The organism is Mesorhizobium sp. M1307, from assembly GCF_040318155.1.
In the GTDB taxonomy this organism is placed as follows: Bacteria; Pseudomonadota; Alphaproteobacteria; order Rhizobiales; family Rhizobiaceae; genus Mesorhizobium.
Genome location: NZ_JAMYLR010000056.1, coordinates 14,079 through 30,533, shown reverse-complemented (window position 1 = coordinate 30,533; position 16,455 = coordinate 14,079). Strand labels below are relative to the sequence as shown.

Annotated in this window: 12 protein-coding genes and 3 pseudogenes; 9 read left to right on the top strand and 6 right to left on the bottom strand. The window is 63.4% G+C overall.

Translation table 11 applies throughout. The features are described from left to right. Window positions 1-104: 104 nt before the first annotated feature. Window positions 105-1,682: an alkaline phosphatase family protein gene (locus NKH16_RS31885; protein ID WP_352747456.1), complete on the bottom strand. Its 1,578-nt coding sequence runs from the start codon at window positions 1,680-1,682 to the stop codon at window positions 105-107. A gap of 223 nt (window positions 1,683-1,905) precedes the next feature. On the opposite strand from NKH16_RS31885, the gene NKH16_RS31880 reads away from it, so the two are divergent. From NKH16_RS31880 to NKH16_RS31865, 4 genes are all read left to right on the top strand, one after another. After that, window positions 1,906-2,838: a VOC family protein gene (locus NKH16_RS31880; protein WP_352747455.1), complete on the top strand. Its 933-nt coding sequence runs from the start codon at window positions 1,906-1,908 to the stop codon at window positions 2,836-2,838. Window positions 2,839-2,848: 10 nt separating this feature from the next. Next, window positions 2,849-3,484 (top strand): alpha/beta hydrolase, encoded by a 636-nt coding sequence (locus NKH16_RS31875; RefSeq protein WP_352747452.1) that lies wholly within the window; start codon window positions 2,849-2,851, stop codon window positions 3,482-3,484. After that, window positions 3,477-3,776: a GNAT family N-acetyltransferase gene (locus NKH16_RS31870; RefSeq protein WP_352618800.1), complete on the top strand. Its 300-nt coding sequence runs from the start codon at window positions 3,477-3,479 to the stop codon at window positions 3,774-3,776. Before NKH16_RS31875 ends, NKH16_RS31870 begins: the two co-directional genes overlap by 8 nt. A gap of 187 nt (window positions 3,777-3,963) precedes the next feature. After that, entirely contained in the window at window positions 3,964-5,022 is a 1,059-nt protein-coding gene (locus NKH16_RS31865; protein ID WP_352747449.1) for a dipeptidase, read from the top strand. A 42-nt stretch (window positions 5,023-5,064) separates the two neighbouring features. On the opposite strand, the gene NKH16_RS31860 is transcribed toward NKH16_RS31865, so the two are convergent. Further along, window positions 5,065-5,325 carry a hypothetical protein gene (locus NKH16_RS31860; protein WP_352747446.1) on the bottom strand — a complete coding sequence of 87 codons (261 nt, stop codon included), beginning with the start codon at window positions 5,323-5,325 and terminating at the stop codon, window positions 5,065-5,067. A 332-nt stretch (window positions 5,326-5,657) separates the two neighbouring features. Between NKH16_RS31860 and betI the strand changes: the two genes are divergently transcribed. The 5 genes and pseudogenes from betI (at window position 5,658) to NKH16_RS31835 (ending at window position 9,225) form a co-directional block, all read left to right on the top strand. Continuing rightward, window positions 5,658-6,374, top strand: coding sequence for a transcriptional regulator BetI (betI, locus tag NKH16_RS31855; RefSeq protein WP_502894850.1), 717 nt, complete (start codon window positions 5,658-5,660; stop codon window positions 6,372-6,374). A 76-nt stretch (window positions 6,375-6,450) separates the two neighbouring features. Further along, window positions 6,451-7,752, top strand: a complete 1,302-nt coding sequence (locus tag NKH16_RS31850) for a flavin monoamine oxidase family protein (RefSeq protein ID WP_352747442.1) — start codon at window positions 6,451-6,453, stop codon at window positions 7,750-7,752. 12 nt (window positions 7,753-7,764) lie between these two features. Beyond that, window positions 7,765-7,926 (top strand): annotated as a pseudogene (locus NKH16_RS31845) (aspartate aminotransferase family protein); the annotation flags it as partial. A 201-nt stretch (window positions 7,927-8,127) separates the two neighbouring features. Further along, on the top strand, window positions 8,128-8,274 hold the full coding sequence (locus tag NKH16_RS31840) for an SDR family oxidoreductase (RefSeq protein ID WP_502894852.1): 147 nt from the start codon (window positions 8,128-8,130) through the stop codon (window positions 8,272-8,274). A gap of 156 nt (window positions 8,275-8,430) precedes the next feature. Continuing rightward, complete coding sequence (locus NKH16_RS31835) at window positions 8,431-9,225, top strand: inositol monophosphatase family protein (protein ID WP_352747440.1); 795 nt, start codon at window positions 8,431-8,433, stop codon at window positions 9,223-9,225. On the opposite strand, the gene NKH16_RS31830 is transcribed toward NKH16_RS31835, so the two are convergent. The 4 genes and pseudogenes from NKH16_RS31830 to NKH16_RS31815 all read right to left on the bottom strand — a co-directional run bounded on the left by NKH16_RS31830 (window position 9,215) and on the right by NKH16_RS31815 (window position 16,325). Further along, entirely contained in the window at window positions 9,215-10,291 is a 1,077-nt protein-coding gene (locus NKH16_RS31830) for an ABC transporter ATP-binding protein (protein WP_352747437.1), read from the bottom strand. The two genes, NKH16_RS31835 and NKH16_RS31830, sit on opposite strands and share 11 nt — an antisense overlap. Beyond that, window positions 10,291-12,580: pseudogene (locus NKH16_RS31825) on the bottom strand (ABC transporter permease). The gene NKH16_RS31830 and the pseudogene NKH16_RS31825 overlap by 1 nt, the downstream one beginning before the upstream one ends. 3 nt (window positions 12,581-12,583) lie before the next feature. After that, window positions 12,584-13,567: pseudogene (locus tag NKH16_RS31820) on the bottom strand (ABC transporter substrate-binding protein). Between the two features lie 226 nt (window positions 13,568-13,793). Beyond that, window positions 13,794-16,325: an NAD-dependent epimerase/dehydratase family protein gene (locus NKH16_RS31815; RefSeq protein ID WP_352822299.1), complete on the bottom strand. Its 2,532-nt coding sequence runs from the start codon at window positions 16,323-16,325 to the stop codon at window positions 13,794-13,796. Between the last annotated feature and the right edge of the window lie 130 nt (window positions 16,326-16,455).

Sequence of the window (16,455 nt, the reverse complement as noted above, 5' to 3'; positions counted from 1 at the left end):
AACGGCCAGTTTTCGTAAAAAGGCGGAAAAACAGGGCTTGATCATCGGATAAGCTGCGCACCGGCCGAATGACACGCCGGGGCGGCAAAGGGCGCGGGCTTTGCTTATCTCGAGGGGAAGCCGGCGACATGGCCGGCAACGCCATTGTCCGTCAATTCGGCGAGCGCCAAAGACTGGTCGAGATGCTCGGCCCGCCAGGCGAGCAACTTCTCGGCAAATTCCAGCCGTGCCAGCAGATAGGCTGGGTCGTCAGCGACATTGGTCAACTCGCGCGCATCCTTCTCCAGGTCGAGGAGCAAGGGCGGCAGGCCTCCGCCGAAATGCACATATTTGAATTTTTGCGTGCGAACGACGGCGAGATTGCACTGACGCGGACCGACGCCGAAATACCGTTCGGCATCACCATCCGCGATCGAGCGGAAATCGAACTCCCAATGCGCCGCATCGCGCCAATTGTTCGGCTCCGTTGCGTCCAGGAAAGGCGCCAGCGAGCGGCCGTCGAGATGCGGCAGCACTTCGCCGCCAGTGAGCTCGAGCCCAGTGAGCTCAAGCAAGGTCGGCGCCAAATCCACCGCCTCGGTGAAGCGGTCGACGCTGCTGCCGGCAGCCTTGCGGCGGCGCGGATCGCGAATGATCAGCGGAATATGGAAGCTGCAGTCGAAGAAGCCGCCCTTGCCCAGCATGAAATGGTCGCCCATCATCTCGGCGTGGTCGGAGGTCAGCACGATGACGGTGTCGTCCCATGCATCGGCCGCCTTGACCGCTTGCCAGACGCGGCCAAGCTGCGCGTCGACCTCCGAGATCATGCCGTAATAGAGCGCCCGGATGCGGCGAAAATTATCGTCGCCCCAGTCGCGCACCTTGCCCTCCGAGCCGGGACGGAATTTCGACCGTTCCTGCCGGTCAAGTTCATAGGCGAGATAAGGGTGGCTTGCTGCTTCGGCCTGCCAGCTTTCCGCGCGGTCAAAAGCTGGACCGATGGCCGGATCGTACATGGCGTTGTAAGGCGCCGGCACGATGAAGGGCGGGTGGGGGCTGATGAAGGAAAGATGCGCGAACCACGGGGCATCGCGCTCCTGCTCGCCGAGCCAGCGGATGAATTCGCCGGCCAGGAAGGCCGACGGCGTCTCGTCCTTCGAATAGATTGGCGGACCGTTGCTGATCGCGCCGTCGTTTTCCAGGATTTCGCCCGCCGGGCGGTGAATGGCGGGGGAGCCGGCGCCGGCATCGACGCCGCGCGCCTTGAGCCATGACAGCCAGGGCTTCTGGTGCTCGGGCAGAAGCTGGCGCACGTTGAAGCCGGGCAGCACGCCTTCATAGCTTTTCAGCTGCGGGTCGCCAGGCGCCAGCGTGCGCGGGTCGCGCGCCATGTCGGTATAACCGAACAGCGTCGGATCATAGCCGAGGGCGCGTGCCCAGAGGGCTATGTTGCTGTGGCGGGCGTCGAGCGGCGTGCCGTTGCGGCAGACACGATTGTTCATCTGGTAGAGGCCGGTGTAGAGGCAGGCGCGTGCCGGCGAGCATGGTGCGGCGCCGCCATAGTGCTTCTGGAACAGAACGCCCTCGGCGGCCAGCGCGTCGGCATTGGGCGTTCTTACCACCTTGTGGCCAGCAGCTGACAGGCAGTCGCCGCGCCACTGGTCGCAGGTGATCAGGAGAATGTTGGGGCGTTTTCCCGTCAACCGCGGTATCCTCACGCTGGCTACATGCGTTGCTCATGGAGCGCAATTTCGGCGAGTATGCAAGCCGGTCCGGTTCGCCGAATGGTGAACAAAACCTGCTTGATCGTTCACTTTAACAGCACAGTCCATTCTGTGTTTGCCGCCTTTGCGGCCAGGAGGCGGATCCTCATATTTGCGTGGACAGCGGCAAGGGCCGCACCAGCACAAGGGAAGGAGCAGAAACATGCTCGACCAAGTCAAGGGCCTGCATCACGTCACCTCGATGGCCAGCGATGCGCGCCAGAACAACGAATTCTTCACCGGTACGCTCGGCCTGCGCCGGGTCAAGAAAACGGTCAATTTCGATGCACCCGATGTCTACCACCTCTATTACGGCGACGAGGTCGGCACGCCCGGCTCGGTGATGACCTACTTCCCGTTCCCGAACATCGGCAAAGGCCGCCATGGAATCGGCGAAGTCGGTACCACCGCTTACTCGGTGCCCGAGGGCACGCTCGGCTATTGGGAGAAACGGTTTGCCGAGCAAGGTGTCACTGGGCTGTCCCGCGAGGAGACATTCGGCGAGAAGCGTCTTGCGTTCGCCGGTCCCGACGGCGACGGGTTTGCGCTGGTCGAAGACAGAGCGGACAACCGTGCGCCATGGGCCAAGGGTGGCATTCCCACCGACGAGGCGATCCGCGGCTTTCACTCGGTGTCGCTCAGGCTGAAAGATGGCGGCGCCACCGAAGAGCTGCTGAAATTCATGGGCTATGAGGAGGTCGACAAGTCCGGCAACATCAGGCGGCTGGCGGTGAAGAACGGCAACGGCGCCGACGTCGTCGATATCGAATCGCTGCCAGGGGCCGGCTTCGCCAATCTCGGCGCCGGCTCGGTCCACCATGTTGCTTTCGCCGTCGAGAACCGCGCCAAGCAGCTCGAAGTGCGCAAGGCACTCCTCGATACAGGTTATCAGGTGACGCCGGTGATCGACCGCGATTATTTCTGGGCGATCTACTTCCGCACACCGGGGGGCGTGCTGTTCGAGGTCGCCACCAACGAGCCGGGCTTCGACCGCGACGAGGATACCGCCCACCTTGGCGAGGCGCTGAAACTGCCGTTGCAACACCAGCATTTGCGGCCCTATCTCGAGCAGCATCTGCAGAAACTGGAAGACTGAGGGCGACGTCATGAGCAAGGATTCATATATTCACAAGGTGCTGCCCGGTTCGCCGGCCGGACCGCTGCTCTTCGTCTTCCATGGCACCGGCGGCGACGAGGCCCAGCTTCTGTCGCTTGGGCGCGATCTCGCGCCGCAAGCGACGGTCGTCGCACCGCGCGGCGATGTCTCGGAACAAGGCGCCGCACGCTTCTTCCGCCGGACCGGCGAGGGCGTTTACGACATGGGCGACCTCACGCGAGCGACGGAGAGGATGGCCGGCTTCGTCAAGGCGCATGTCGAGGCGGCAAAGCCATCTTCGGTGCTCGGCCTCGGTTACTCCAACGGCGCTAACATCCTGGCCTCGGTGCTGTTTGCCGAACCGTCGCTGTTCGACGCAACGGTGCTGATGCATCCGCTGATCCCGTTCGAGCCGGAGGTCAAGGGCAGCCTTGGCGGCAGCCGCATCCTGGTCACCGCCGGCAGGCGGGACCCGATCTGTCCGCCTGATTTGACGGCGCGGCTTGAAGCCTATTTGCGCGCCGATGGCGCCGATGTCACAGTCGAGTGGCATGACGGCGGCCATGAGGTGCGGCCGACCGAGATCGAGGCGGCGCGGCGGTTGTTCGCCCTTGCGCCGGATGAAAGGACCGCAAGCCATGTCTGACCTATTGCCGGAGATCGAGCTGGAGGACCGCGGCTCGAAGGGCCGCTATCTCCTGCGTGGGCCGGACGGCGCCGAGGCTGAGATGACCTTCACCAAGGTCGGCGAGCACCAGATCATCATCGACCATACCGAAGTGCCGGATGCATTTCGCGGCCAGGGCGCGGGGCTTCGCCTGGTCACCCGTGCCGTCGAGGATGCACGTGCGGCGGGCAAGACGATCATCCCGCTTTGCCCGTTCGCCAATGCTCAGTTCCGCCGCCATCCGGAATGGGCGGACGTGCTGAAGCGGTAAGCACAGCCCCTCGATGAATGACAGGAGAAGGGGTGCGCGGCTTTACCGCGTGCCCCTTTGGCTATCGGAGGCGTACAAACGCAAGGGGCAAACATACGGGATTTGCGCAGAGCGCCAACCTTGCCTAAGTATTGCCAGCAACCGGCTCGCCGTCCGCGGTCCGACCACTTCAACCGAATGGCCCTCCATGACCGAATCCGATCTCGTTCCCGTCTTCGACGGCCACAACGACACGCTGCTCCGGCTCTACCAGTCGAAGGATGCGGACGTCGAAAAGCTGTTCGTCGAGGGGACGCCGGGTGGCCATATCGACCTTCCGCGCGCGAAGAAAGGCGGATTTGCCGGCGGCATGTTCGCGATCTTCCCGCCGCCTGTCGAGAAATCCAAACGCGGCGCGGTGCCGCTGGCGCCGAGCGACAGCGAGCCCTTGCCACCCGAGATTCCGCGCGCCGATGCGCTCAACTCCACCGTAGCGATGGCCTCGATCCTGTTCAGGCTGGAGCGGGCTTCGGCACTTACTGTCTGCCGCAGCGCCGGCGATGTGAGGAAGGCGATGGCGCAAGGCTCGATCGCGGCGGTGTTCCATATCGAAGGGGTCGAGGCGATCGACCCTGAGCTCACCCTGCTCGACGTTCTCCACGCAGCCGGCCTGCGCTCGCTCGGTGTCGTCTGGAGCCGTCCCAATGCCTTCGGCCACGGCGTGCCGTTCCGTTTCCCGTCATCGCCCGATACAGGGGCGGGGCTGACCGATGCCGGCAAGGCGCTTGTGAAAGCCTGCAACCAGCTGAAGATCATGATCGATCTTTCGCATCTCAACGAAAAAGGTTTCCGCGACGTCGTCGAGATCAGCGACGCACCGCTGGTCGCGACCCATTCCAACGTGCACGCGATCTGCGGCCATTCGCGCAACCTCACCGAATGGCAGCTCGGCGCGATCCGCGACTCCGGCGGCATGGTCGGGCTGAACTTCGCCACCGGGTTCCTGCGCGAGGACGGCAGGATGAACGCCGACACCGGCCTCGACATCATGGTGCGCCATGTCGATTCGCTGCTGCAGGCGCTGGGCGAAGACGGCGTCGGCCTAGGCTCGGATTTCGACGGCGCCATGATCCCGGCCGTGATAGGCGATGTTGCCGGCCTGCCAAGACTGCTCGACGCATTCGCGGCACGCGGCTTCGGGCGCGCGCTGATCGAGAAGATCGCCTATCGCAACTGGCTAGGCATGCTGGAAAGGACCATCGGCTAAGCGGGTGATGCCGGCTTGACCGGAACGCGTTTTGGGGGCGGACTATTCGAAACCCATGCGTTTAAGCCAGTCCTGGCCAATGCCGCGATCACGGATGATCGGCAGCGGATCCGTCGAATCCAGGCGTGTGCAGATGCGGTAGACCTCGAGCGTCTCGGCGTTCATCTCGCCGCGTTTGTAGAAGAACATGGCCGCGGCATAGCGGGTGCGGCCCGACCATTTTTCGCCGAGCGGCGTGTTGATCAGCTGCCACTGTTCGGCGGCTTCGGTGTCGAGTTCGGGACTGTCGGTGTCGTCGGCCATATTTAAAAATCCGCGGGCGGACTGGTGCGGCGGTCGAGTTTGATGACCAGCCGCGGCGCCAGTTTGGCACGCCTCAGCAGCTTTTGATATTGCAGCTCGCGCCTGGCGTAGATCTCGACCCAAGGTCCGCTGCAGGCGGGCTCGGCGGCGCTGATCTGGTCTGCATCGCCGGGATCGCTGCCCTTTCGCCGACGGTGCCTTCGACGTCGTTTTCTCCAAGGATGCAATCTCGACGAGAACATTCGAATATGGGCAGCCGTGCAGAAGGTGCTTGACAGTGGCAAACACCGTCCCACTGATCTTCGCGGCCGAAGCCGATCGGCTAGCCGGCGATGCTGGAGACCATCACCCCGATGAAGACAACAGAGGCGCGCGAAGCCCTCCTCGAACCGGCGCGAAAAAGCGATTCCGAAAAGCGCGGCCGCAAAGCGTCGAAAGAGACAAGGCAGGTTCAACTGATCGAAGCGACTATCGATTCATTGGCCAAGCGCGGCTATTCGGAAACGACTATGGCCGACGTCGCCGACGGCGCCGGCCTGTCGCGCGGCATCGTCAATTTCCATTTCGAGAGCAAGGAGAAGCTGCTCGTCGCCACTTTGCAATACATGCATGACGAGTATTCGGCGCATTGGCGCAGCGCCTTGCAAAGGGCCGGCGATGATCCCGCCCGCCAGCTGCAGGCATTGGTGGCAGCCGATTTCAACCGCTCGATCTGCAACAAGCGCAAGCTGGCTGCCTGGTGTGCCTTCTGGGGCGAGGCCAAATCGCGACCGAAATATCAGGCGCTGAGCAGCGCACGCGATGCCGTCTACCAGAACATATTCATCGATCTTTGCGTGGCGCTCAAGCAGAGCGGCTTCTATGCCTACGAGCCGCAAGTCATGGCGCTGGCGCTCAGCGCCATGCTGGATGGTCTGTGGCTGCATTTGATGATGGGCACCGAGGACGCCACACGCGAGACGGCGCTGCAGGCCGCGAACGAGTTCCTGTCTGCGGCATTCCCCAAGCACTATCCGAACTCTGCAGCCCGCGGTGCCAGGCCGGCGTGAACCATCAAAAAGAGGGTGGACCAGCAATGAAGACAATGATCCGGCCCCTGACATTCGAGAAGATCAAGGCCGGCTAATGAAGTTCAAGATCGAACGAGCCGATGTGGCCATCGTCGGCGCCGGCTTCACCGGCCTGTCGGCCGCGCGTGAATTGAACCACGCCGGCATCGATGTCGTGCTGCTCGAAGCCCGCGACCGTGTCGGCGGCCGCGTCGAAGCCGTGCAGAACGGGCTCGGCGAGCGGATCGACAGCGGCGGCCAGTTCCTGTGCGAAGACATGCCGGAATTAATGGCGCTGGTGCGAGCGCGCGGCAAGACATTGGTCGAGACCCATGTCGCAGGCGAATTCGTCACGCAGCCGCGAATGAGCGAGGCGCAAGCCGGGCGCACTTACGGCACCGCGATGCGAATGCGCGAGCGGATGAACGCGATCGCACCGACCGACCCGACCATTGCCGGCTTGACGGTAGCGGCATGGCTCGATCGCCAGGCCGATCCCGACGATGCGAAGGCCGCCTTTCGGTCGATGATCGAGGGCCTGTGGTGCCTGGCAATGGAAACGCTGCCGCTTTGGTTCCTGATCGACAATGATCGCCGCATCACCAATGAGGTGTCGGAGTTGCAGTATTTCGTGCGCGAAACCATGCATTCGCTGGCGGATGATCTTGGGCGGGATCTCGGCGATCGACTGCGGCTGAATACAGCTGTCGAGGCCATTGAGCACGGGCCGCGAGGAGTTCGCGTCGTTTCGCCTGCCGGCGCGATCGAGGCACGAGCGGTACTGGTCGCCGTACCGCCGATGATGGCCTCGAGAGTGGATTTCGTGCCGCCGCTGCCGGCTGTGCTGAAGAGAGCCCTCGGCGTCTGGCAAAGCGGCGCGGTGATCAAAATGCTGGTGCGCTACCCCAAGGCTTTCTGGCGCGACAGGGGCTTGAGCGGCATGGTGATGTGGCGCGACCCGCACGGGCTTTTTGCCTGCGATGCCAGCAGAGACGAAGATCACGCAGCCCTTGTCGTCTTCATCGGCGGGCCGCTGGCGCAGCGCTGGCGGGATCTGGACGACGCGGCGTTGCGCGCAAAGGTGACGTCAAGGCTGGAAGAGGCGCTCGGTATCGAGGCGGCCGGCATCATCGATCTCAGTTATCGCGACTGGACTGGGGATCGCTGGAGCGGCGGCGGTTACAGCGATCTGATCGTCGATGCGACGGCAACCGATGCCGAACGCGTTATCCGCGCCGGCGCGTCGCGGATCCATTTCGCCTCGTCGGAGCTGTCGCCATCATTTCCGGGCTACGTCGAGGGCGCCATCGTCGCCGGCCGCATTGCTGCGCTAAGAATTATTCAGTCTGCCATCGCCAGCCGAGCCTCGGGGTCATAAGCGAGGCGGATCCACGAGCTCGGCCTGCTGGTCAGACCGCTGATCAACATGTGCGCCATGTCGCCGCCGCTGATCATCACGCGCGAGCAGATCGACGACATGGTGTCGATCCTGCGCCAAGGCATTTCGCGCACGATGGACGATCTGCGCCGGCAAGGTGTCCGGCGGGGATAGGCGTTTATCGCCGGCGATCTCGCCATTGCTGACAGCGGTCGTCAGCGCTAACGATGCGCGACGAGGCTTCGATCGCCTGCGTCTGGCCGCCATCTCTGGGAAACAAAGCGCAACTCTGGGAAACAAAGTTCTGGGGAAACAAAGCATTGATGACCTATCGGACCTGTTCGGCCTCGCCGGTAAAACCGCCTTAATTTCCGGATTGAGCCGCGGCATTGGTCGGCCGCTGGCAACGTGGGCGAGGTCGATGAACTGGGCGGTGCCGCGATCTTCCTGGTTTCCGACGCGTCGAGCTTCATGACCGGCCAGATCATCTATGTCGACGGCGACATGACCGGACCCGTATGAGCGCGACTGTCGCTGTCGGGCGCATGGAAGATCGGTCGGCCTCGGGGCCGCCCCGCAAAAGGCAGGGCTCGTCATTTGCACACTCTTATCTTCACCGCTAAGCTTCTCTGGCTGGGGGTATTTTCCTCAGATCACATTCGCCATCCCAAGGATCTCATGACACCCGACACAGCAACGCGCGAACAGTTCGCCATCGATCTCGCGCGGCGCGCCGGCGCGCTCGGCCTGAAGTATTTTCGCGACCTCGACAGCCTCGCCATCGAGAGCAAAGGTCATCAGGACATGGTCTCGCAGGCTGACCGCGAGGTCGAGCTGTTCATCCGTGCGGCAATGAAAGCCGACTACCCGACCGATGGAATTGTCGGCGAGGAGCATGCCTCGGTCACCGGATCGAGCGGGCATGTCTGGGTGATAGATCCGATCGACGGCACCGCGAACTTCGTGCGGGGCATTCCGGCCTGGTGCGTGGTCATCGCCTGCGCCAAGGACGGCGACACTGTCGTGGGTGTCATCCACGAGCCCTCTACCGGCGAAACGTTCCATTGCCGCAAGGGCGGCGGCGCTTTTCTCAACGGCAAGCCGATCAGGGCAAGCGCGGCCATCAGCCTGACCGACGGCTCGTTGGGCACCGGCTTTTCCAACCGCGCCGAAATGCAAAACGTCGCAACGCTCATCGGCTTGCTGTTTTCAAAAGGCGGCGTGTTTTTCCGTAACGCATCCGGCGCATTGATGCTCGCCTATGCGGCCGCCGGCAGGCTGCTCGGCTATGTCGAAGAGCATATGAACGCCTGGGACTGCCTGGCAGGCATGCTGCTGGTGGAAGAAGCCGGCGGCACGATCGTCAAGCCCGACCCAAAGACGGTTCTGGAACACGGCGCGCTGGTGATTTGCGCCGGCAGCGGTGTGTTCGCCCAGGTTCGCCAGCTCTGCGTGCAATCCTTCAAGCTTTGATCAGAACCGGTCCGCGCTCCGGAAAGCCGATGCCGACGCTGTCGCCTGCCTGAAACGGCGCATCGATGTTGTGCGATATTGCAAACACCTGGCCGTGCGGTGTGCCGATGATCAGTTCGAGATGGCTGCCGACATAGGTGACCTTTTCGAGCCTGCCCGCGATCGTCCGTGGTGCACCGGCAGGGCCGATCTCGATGCGGCTCGGACGGACGGCCAGCTTCGCCGGCCCGGCCTGGTGGCCTCGCGCCGGCAGTTTCAAGGCCAGCGAACCCAGCCGGACGGCAGCTTCATCGCCTCCTACCGAAACCACCTCGCAATCGAGGATATTGGCTTCGCCGATGAAGTCGGCGACGAAAGCGTTGGCCGGTGCGTCGTAGAGTTCGCGTGGCGTGCCGTCCTGTGCGATCACCGCTTTGTTCATGACGATGATACGATCCGAAACCGCCAGCGCCTCTTCCTGGTCGTGTGTGACATAGACCACCGTCAGCCCGAGCTTGATCTGGATTTCCCTGATTTCCTCGCGCACGTGCCGGCGCAGCTTGGCGTCGAGATTTGACAGCGGCTCGTCGAACAGCAGCACTTGCGGTTCGAGCACCAGCGCGCGCGCCACCGCCACGCGCTGCTGCTGGCCACCCGACAGTTCGCTGGGCAGGCGCGCCTCGAAACCGGTCAGGCCGACCAATTCCAGCCCGGCACGGGCCCGAGACGCAGCCTCCTTCTTGTCATGGCCGGAGAAGCGCAAGCCATAGGAGACGTTTTCCATCACCGTCATGTGCGGAAACAGTGCATAGGACTGGAAAACCATGGACACGTCGCGGTCGGTGGCGGGCAGGCGGGTGACATCTTTGCCGCCTATCAGAATGCGGCCGCTGGACGGCATTTCAAGGCCGGCGATCATGCGGAGCGTCGTCGTCTTGCCGCAGCCGGAGGGCCCGAGAAGCGTCACCAGCTTGCCGGCTTCGATCGCAAGCGAGATGTCGTCGACCGCCGGCATGCTGGCGCCCGGATATGTCTTGGTGACATGGTCGAAGGTTACCGAGGCGGCGTTGCTGCGAATTTCGGCCATCACCCGGCTCCTGCTATTGTGGTCGGGCCGCCGGCCGTTCCGGGCAGGCTGACATTGGTGCGCACGCTCCAGCCGCCGTCGCCCTGCTGGATGCCGCGCCGGCCGATATTGCGGCTGCCGACAAGCAGCTGCATCAAGCCAATTACCATCAGCATGACGACGATCAGCACCGTCGAATAGGCGATGGCGATGCCGTATTCATTGTTCTCGACACGTCCAACGATGTAGCTGGTCGAGAGATCGTAGCGCGCGCTGACCAGAAAGATGACGGCGCTGATCGCGGTCATGGCGCGCACGAAGGAATAGACGAGCGCCGCCAGCATTGCCGATCTCAGCAAAGGCAGGATGACGCGCCTGAAGGTCTGCCACGAGTTGGCGCCAAGCGTCAGCGAGGATTCATCCAGGCTACGGTCGATCTGCGACATCGAGGCGACGCCGGCGCGCACGCCCACCGGCATGTTGCGGAAGATGAACGACAGGACGAGGATGATGCCGGTCCCGGTCAGCTCGATCGGCGGCACGTTGAAGGCAATAATGTAGCTGACGCCGATGACGGTTCCCGGAATCGCGAACGAGAGCATGGTCGCAAATTCGAAGGCGTTCTTGCCGCGGAAATTCTGGCGGACCAGAAGATAGGCGGTCAGAAGCCCGATCCCGGCCGTCAGAGGCGCCGATATCAGCGCGATCTCCATGGTCGTCCAGAAGGAGCTCCATGCCGAGCCCGACCAGTGGATGCCGAATTCGTTCCAGCCGACGGAGAACGCCTTCCGGTAGTGCTCCAGTGTCAGGCTCTGGTCGACCCCCCACAGCTTGACGAAGCTGCCATAGAAGATCACCGCGTAGACCAGTACGGTGAATGCCGTCCACAGTCCGGCGATGACATAGAGCGCGTATGTCAGCCCGGCAGGCAAGCGCGGATGGACGCCGGCGTCGCCCTTGCCGGTGACGGTGGTGTAAGAGCGCCTGCCGATCCAGAAGCGCTGCGCATAAAAGGCGCCGAGCGTGAAGGCCAGCAGCACCAGTGCCAGGATCGCGGCAAGTGCCGCATCGTTCTGCGCGCCGACAATGGCAAAGAAGATTTCTGTCGACAGCACGTCGTAATTGCCGCTCAGCACCAGCGGATTGCCGAAATCGGCCATGCTCTCGATGAAGCCGAGCAGAAAGGCGTTGGCAAGGCCCGGCCGCATCAGCGGCAGGGATACGGTCCAAAAGGTCTGCCAGCGGCTGGCTCGGAGCGTCTGGGAGGCCTCTTCCATGGACGGGCTGACGCCTTCGACGACGCCGATCAGCACCAGGAAGGCGATCGGCGTGAAGGCGAGAACCTGGGCAATGAGCAGGCCGGGAAGTCCATATACCCAGCGTGTCGGCTGGAAACCGAAGAGACCGGCCACGCTCTGCGTCACTGCCCCTGACAGTCCGAACAACAAGATGATGGCAAGGCCGATGACGAAAGCCGGCGTGATGATCGGCAACACGGTCAGGGCGCGGAGCAGCTTGCCGTGGCGGAAGCCGGTACGGGTCACGACCAGCGCGAACACCAGCCCCAGAAACATGGTCAGCAGGCCGACGAGCACGGCCAGCAGCAGCGAATTCCAGGCCACGCCGCAGCGGCTGCCGCCGGCAAGACAAGCCAGGCTCCACAGCCGCGAACTGAACAGCTTGGCCAGGAACGCGACAGGCGAGTAGCCGCCGTCGTCGGTCTGCATGGCATTGGCCAGCATCATCAGGATCGGCATGAAGATGAAAATGGCAACCATGGCGACGACAAAGCCGATCGAGCCGACGACGAAGACGTCGCCAGAGACGGCGCCGCGCGCGGCAACACCCAGGGTGAAAAGGAACAGAAAGGCACCGCTGACCAGCAAGGCGCCGTAGCCCATGCCGAATTGGCGGTCGCCAAGTTCGCCGAACAGGCTGGTGAGCCAGCCGAACTGCCAACCGCGCAGCCCGATTGGCGAAGCCCTGGAACAACAGCCAGCCAAATCCGGCGGCGCCGACAATGATCAGCAGCCGGCTGAAAACCGGATCGGATTTGGTGCGGCCCCACAGAAGCAGCGGCACCGCCAGCAGCAGGCCGAGCGGCGCCAGCCACAGTTTCTCGCCCTTGAGGGCCAGAACCAGTGCCGGCGCGAATTCGCTGTCGGACGGGTAACCGTCGAACAGCCAGGAAAAGCCGAAGAACCCGTCCTCGATGCCGTACCAGGGCAGCACGGCAAACCCCAGCCATCCGACCGCCATCCAAAGGACGGCGACCGGTTCAATCGGCCAGCGGGTTTCGCGGAAGCGCATCTGCTATTGCGGCAGCGATGCGACCTCCTCCTCCCACTTCTTAAGCAGGCGCTTGCGTTCTTCGCTCGAGCCGTACTTCTTGAAGTCGTAGTCGATCAGCTTTATGGTCGAGAGGTCGGGCGCCTTGGCGGAGGTTTTCGCCGCCTTGTTCGATGGAACCTGGAACGACCCCGCATCCTGCGCCGTGGACTGGACGTCGGCCTCGAGCGCCCAGTCGTAGAATTTCTTCGCGGCTTCCATGTTGCGAGCGCCCTTGATGATCGATTCCGAGCCGATCTCATAGCCGGTTCCCTCGCAAGGCGTGACTGGAACGATCGGGAAGCCGGCGACGACCTGCGACACGGCGTCGTGGATGAAGACGATGCCGATGGTGGTCTCGCCGAGACCGGCGGCCTTGATCGGCGCCGAACCCGACTTGGTGTACTGGTTGACGTTCTTGTGCAGGGCTTTCATGTATTCGAAACCCTTGTCCTCACCAAACAGCTAAACGATGGTCGCCAGCATATTGTATGCGGTCCCCGAGGAATTGGGGTTGGCGACCTGGATGTGCCCCTTGTATTCGGGCTTGATCAGATCCGCCCAGCATTTCGGTTCGGGCAGATTGTTCTTGGCCAGCAAATCCTTGTTGTAGCCGAAGCCCAGCGCACCCGAATAGATGCCGACCGTGCGGTAGCCGGACGTTTCCGCCTGCTTGATCGCCCAGGGCTGCAACTGGTTGAGCAGCGGCGATTTGTATTCCATTGTCAGGCCCTCCTCGGCTGCCTGCAAATGCGGATCGCCGGTGCCGCCCCACCAGATGTCTCCCTTTGGGTTGGCGGCCTCGGCGCGCAATTGCGCATAGATTTCGCCAGCGCTCTTGCGGGTCATATTGACGGTGATGCCGGTCTTCTCCTCGAACGCCCGCGCCGTCTGCTGGCACCAGACCTCGTCAACGCCGCAATACATGGTCAGGCTTTCGGCGGACACCGATGACGACGCGGCCCACATACCGGCGGCGAGGATGCCGGCGCCGAGAATTGCCCTTTTTATCATGTTGAAATTCCTCCCTAAGTTATTTGCCGACTTATGAAACCCAGATACGCGAAAAATTCAAGTTGGAAGGGTACGGCCGCCTTTGCGCCTTTCGCCGACTTCCCGCTCGATATGTTCGACAGGCTGATACGGATCAATCTTTGCAGTCACCTGGCCGACCGTCCTGCGCCGCCGAACTTCCTCAGACGATGGCCCGGTCCCAGCCGCCATAATGCGCAGCGCTGCGCGTGCCGCGCGGCAGGCTGAGCCCGACCAGCAGCGCTCCGATCGCCAGATTGGCGAGGCTCGCCGCCGCGCCGCCGGCGAGGATGAACGGAGAGAGGGCGATCCAGGCTCCAAGCGCGATGTTCAGAAAGCGGACGGCTCGCGCCACCTCGGCCATCGCCGTAACGGCGATCATGATGACCAGGCAGCCGATGACATGGTCGCTGAAGTAGAGCGGCGGGCTGGTGCCGAAGACAAGTGGCGTGATCATCAGCAGGGCGCCGGCGAGCGTGCTGGCGACAAGGGTCCGGGGGAAATTCACACCGCCAGTGACGAAGTCCCGCGCCACTGCCGATAGCGGCCGGTCGAGATCCGGCGTCGGCGTCTGGTTCTCCGAAAGTGCCGGGCCTCCGCACCAGAATGTGCGCCAGAACGGCTCTCCCGCCTGTTTCGCACGCCTAAGATACTGGCAGCTCGCCAGCACCTCGTCCACCGAATAGGGGATGAGCACGACCGTGACGGCGGCCTGGACGATGCAGAGCGTGCACAGCGCCCCGATGAGCGGCGGCTGGATGATGATGAAGCCGACGCTGACCACACCGAGCGGAACGACCAGCAAGCCGAACAAAAGCACCATCCACGGCATGGTGCGCCAGCGGCGGCGATCGCCGATCGCGCCCGCGAGTATATCCAGCGCATAGGCGAAGGCGCCCAGCCCGGCATCGGCGATCGGAAAACCCTTGGAGACCCAGGAGGTGACCACCGCCTCGCTGCCATTGCCGGCCGGCGTTTCGCCCGGGCCGAAGAACGGATCCCAAAGACTGTCGATGTGCCCTAGCTGATAGGCAGCGAGATAGCGCGAGACGAACAGGCCGACAAAGGCGAGGCCGATTATGGGAATGCGCTGGGTGAAAAGGGAGGGCGAATAGCTCCAGCCGAGCGGGCGGTCGTCATCGGCGGCAAAGGCACGCCGGCTGATACCCGGCGTCGGCGGGATCATCACCGCGAACGCGACGATCAGCATGCCGGCCAGCGTGTCGGTCGCGTAGGCTCCGGCGCTGGTGGTCCAGAACAGCAGCGGCGCGAACATCACCCAAACCCCGATCGAGGCGGTGATCCAATGCAGCCCGTGCCAGCGCCGGCGCATGCCGACAAGCGCCAGCGACAGGATGGCGAGGCCGGATACAATCTCACTGATGCCGAGCCTGCCGTCGCGCGTCTCCGGCGAGGCGATCTCATGTCCGAGCGCCGGCGGAATCGGTGCTGAAGCGGGATCGAACAGGCCGAGCGTGAAGGGCGACGCCACGAGCCACAGCCCGATCGCAACGTTGGTCAGCGGCGCCCAGAGCGTTGCGGCCCGGCGGCGTTCGGTTTCCGCCTCGACCTCGTCGTCCGAGCGCTCGAGCGGGCGCTGCAGCCGTTCGGCGGCCTGGTTGAGCTCGGGCGCGGAAGCGGCGACCGCCGACGGTTCAAGCTTGTTCTTCTTGTACCAGTCGGTAGGATCCGCCTTCAGCCGCCGGATCATTTCCGGCAAGGTAGCGGTCAGGCTGTGCCGCGGGTTCCAGCCAAGCAGGCGCCTGGCGCGGGAGATGTCGATCTCGTAGTGATCGTCGGCGTTCTCGATCATCCATGGCTTGATGTCAGTCTCCTGGTCGAAAACCTTCTCCTGCATCCAGGCGCCGAGCTTCGTCACCTCTTTCGGCAGGGACAGGGTCCGCCAGGTCTCGCCGTGCAGGAGCTGCCCGATCTGCTTCTGCATGTCGTCGTAGGACGGCGTCTCTTCTTCGCCGATCAGCAGTACGGTCTCGTTGGGAAGCGCGCTACGCCGGTCGACGGTGCGCACCACAGCGTCGACGAGATCGTCCAGATGCAGGTAGGGCTGGCCGGTGGTGATGTCGCCGGTGAAAAGATAGGCGGTCGGCATGCGCTCGAAAATGCGGGCGATCTGCTGGGCGATGAAGGCCGCGTGACAATCCTCGTCATAGACACCCGCCAGTCGCAGGATCGCAACCTTGATGTCGCCGTGCTCCTTCAGGATCAGCGTCTCGGTCTCGGCCTTCGATCTCGGATAGGCCCAGGCCGGATCGATCGGCGATCGCTCGTCGATCCTGGCGCCCTTCGCCGGGCTCGGCGCATGCACCAGCAACGTGCTCGAAAACACGAACTGCTCCGTCTCGAACCCCCTCAGCGCGTTCAGCAGCCGGCGCGTTCCCTCGACGGTCACCGCGCCGTATTTCGGATTATCCTCGCCGGTCGTGTCGTAATAAGCCGCGAGATGGATCACCGAGGCAACGCGGCCGCCGCTCCGCTCGCGCACCTCGGCCAGTGCCTTCGCCACGCTCGCGTCCGAGGTAAGGTCGATCTCGATCGTCTCGACGCCGGGCAAGGATCGTCTGGCAACATCAAGGCCGATGATGTCGTAGCGCTCCATCAAGCCGCGAGCGATGGCTTGGCCCAGAAACCCGCTGCTGCCTGTGATCAGGACGGTGGGACGGGTTTTGCCGGTCATGGCTAATCTCCTTGGCGATAGCCGGGTAGAAGAAGCCGAATGCTTCGGTCGCACACTCGGAACCATGTTCGTTGAGAACGGTTCCCGATGAGGTAGCACCACAGAATGGGTGCGCGCGGCGATCCGTCAG

What these genes read in the sequence shown, in the direction of transcription:
- NKH16_RS31875 (WP_352747452.1), top strand. Translation starts at nt 2,849, where the DNA reads ATGAGCAAGGATTCATATATTCACAAGGTGCTGCCCGGTTCGCCGGCC.
- NKH16_RS31830 (WP_352747437.1), bottom strand. Translation starts at nt 10,291, where the DNA reads ATGGCCGAAATTCGCAGCAACGCCGCCTCGGTAACCTTCGACCATGTC.
- NKH16_RS31880 (WP_352747455.1), top strand. Translation starts at nt 1,906, where the DNA reads ATGCTCGACCAAGTCAAGGGCCTGCATCACGTCACCTCGATGGCCAGC.
- NKH16_RS31870 (WP_352618800.1), top strand. Translation starts at nt 3,477, where the DNA reads ATGTCTGACCTATTGCCGGAGATCGAGCTGGAGGACCGCGGCTCGAAG.
- betI (WP_502894850.1), top strand. Translation starts at nt 5,658, where the DNA reads ATGCTGGAGACCATCACCCCGATGAAGACAACAGAGGCGCGCGAAGCC.
- NKH16_RS31835 (WP_352747440.1), top strand. Translation starts at nt 8,431, where the DNA reads ATGACACCCGACACAGCAACGCGCGAACAGTTCGCCATCGATCTCGCG.
- NKH16_RS31865 (WP_352747449.1), top strand. Translation starts at nt 3,964, where the DNA reads ATGACCGAATCCGATCTCGTTCCCGTCTTCGACGGCCACAACGACACG.
- NKH16_RS31815 (WP_352822299.1), bottom strand. Translation starts at nt 16,325, where the DNA reads ATGACCGGCAAAACCCGTCCCACCGTCCTGATCACAGGCAGCAGCGGG.
- NKH16_RS31860 (WP_352747446.1), bottom strand. Translation starts at nt 5,325, where the DNA reads ATGGCCGACGACACCGACAGTCCCGAACTCGACACCGAAGCCGCCGAA.
- NKH16_RS31850 (WP_352747442.1), top strand. Translation starts at nt 6,451, where the DNA reads ATGAAGTTCAAGATCGAACGAGCCGATGTGGCCATCGTCGGCGCCGGC.